The organism is Vibrio sp. YT-17 (assembly GCF_033337375.1).
GTDB lineage: Bacteria > Pseudomonadota > Gammaproteobacteria > Enterobacterales > Vibrionaceae > Vibrio > Vibrio alginolyticus.
In genome coordinates this window covers 1-1,537 of sequence record NZ_JAWOQP010000074.1, presented here as the reverse complement: position 1 = coordinate 1,537, position 1,537 = coordinate 1, and the positions used below count along the sequence as shown (strand labels likewise).

Here is a 1,537-nt window from a genome sequence, read left to right as displayed (position 1 = left end):
AGTTTGGTTACTTCCTTCAAGTGTTGTCAACGGACGGAACGGACACGTGGAATAACCTTTATAGCTTCGATTTAGAGTTTGTGTTTGCGGGTGATATCGCGTGTGGCAACTTTTTTACCTCCACTTCTCCCAACTCGCGTTTTACCAGCGCAAGAGTCGCGGCGAAAGCAACAGAAAGTGGGTTGGTGACATTGCTTAACTACACACTCAAATACACCAGCGAAGGTGAGCAGACAGAATTGGAGTTAGAGCCAGGCCAAGCCTATCTGGATGCATTGAAAGAATACTTCGGCATTGAGCTTGATGCGCAGTACGGCGATCTTCGTCCGCTGCCTGACGCGTAAAATTCTCACGTTTTCAAAGCGTAGCGCGACGAGAACATTTTCATCACTATTTGTCTAAAAGAGGTCGACAGGAATACAGCATGGCGAATTGGGAAGGGGTAAGCGAATTTGTTGCTGTGGCGGAAACCAACAGTTTTACCGGAGCAGCAGCTAAGCTGAAAACATCGGTGGCACAAATCAGTCGTCGGGTATCGGCACTTGAAGAACGACTTGCGGTGAAATTGCTGCATCGCACGACGCGAAAAGTCTCCCTGTCTGAAGCCGGACACCTCTATTACCAGCAGTGTAAACATTTGGTGGAAGGGTTAGAACTGGCCGAGCTTGCCGTAACGCAAATGCAGACCGAACCGCGCGGTTTGCTGCGCGTGACGGCTCCTGTGACGTATGGGGAAATGAATCTCGCGCCGCTTTTGCATCAGTTTTTGGAAAAGTACCCGCGTGTGGATCTTGATTTAGTGCTGACCAACCAAAAGCTGGATTTGATTGAGCAAGGTGTGGACGTGGCGATTCGTCTTGGCCGCTTGCAAGATTCCAGCATGATCGCCAAGCGTCTTTCCTCACGTCAAACCTACGTGTGTGCCAGTCCGATGTATTTGGAGCGTTTTGGTGAGCCACATACGTTGTCGGAATTGGGACGGCATCAGTGCTTGGTTGGCTCGGTCGACTATTGGCACTTTAAGGAAAATAAACGCGATAAATCTTTACGCGTGTCGGGACGGATTAAATGCAACAGCGGTTTTGCTTTGGTGGACGCAGCGAAACGCGGGCTTGGTTTAGTGCAGCTGCCGGATTACTACGTTCAAGAAGCATTAGATAGTGGTGAGTTAGTCGAGGTGCTGACCGATTACCGCGACGATCGCGAAGGCATTTGGGCGCTGTATCCGCAAAGTCGCAATTTGTCGCCAAAAGTGCGGTTATTGATCGACTTTTTGGCGCAAGAGTTGGCGTGATCAGCGCATCAACTGACGCAACGTGACATCCGGAAGCGCGGTCAGTTTTTTACTTTGCACCAAGAACAATTCCGCGCACGCCAAGGCATCACTGGCGGCAGAGTGCGATAAGTACCCCGGCAGGTGATAATAGCGGCGCAAATCGTCCAACTGATAACTGCTGTGCGCGCCGCTTTTCCCTGCATAGCTAAACTGCTTTTCGATTTGCAGAGTGTCGATAAAATACGCGGGGAAATCCTCTAC

General features: G+C 50.4%; 2 protein-coding genes and 1 pseudogene. 2 read left to right on the top strand and 1 reads right to left on the bottom strand.

Going from position 1 to position 1,537, the window contains the following annotated elements; translation table 11 throughout:
• Together R7F67_RS23925 and R7F67_RS23920 are read left to right on the top strand one after the other, a co-directional pair.
• Positions 1-344, top strand: a 344-nt coding sequence (locus R7F67_RS23925; protein WP_318057423.1) for an arylamine N-acetyltransferase, incomplete at its 5' end; no start/stop codon positions are given.
• Positions 345-424: 80 nt separating this feature from the next.
• Complete coding sequence (locus R7F67_RS23920; RefSeq protein WP_318057422.1) at positions 425-1,294, top strand: LysR family transcriptional regulator; 870 nt, start codon at positions 425-427, stop codon at positions 1,292-1,294.
• Here R7F67_RS23920 and R7F67_RS23915 read toward each other — a convergent pair.
• A pseudogene (locus tag R7F67_RS23915) lies at positions 1,295-1,537 on the bottom strand (DNA polymerase III subunit epsilon); the annotation flags it as partial.

What these genes read in the sequence shown, in the direction of transcription:
- R7F67_RS23920 (WP_318057422.1), top strand. Translation starts at nt 425, where the DNA reads ATGGCGAATTGGGAAGGGGTAAGCGAATTTGTTGCTGTGGCGGAAACC.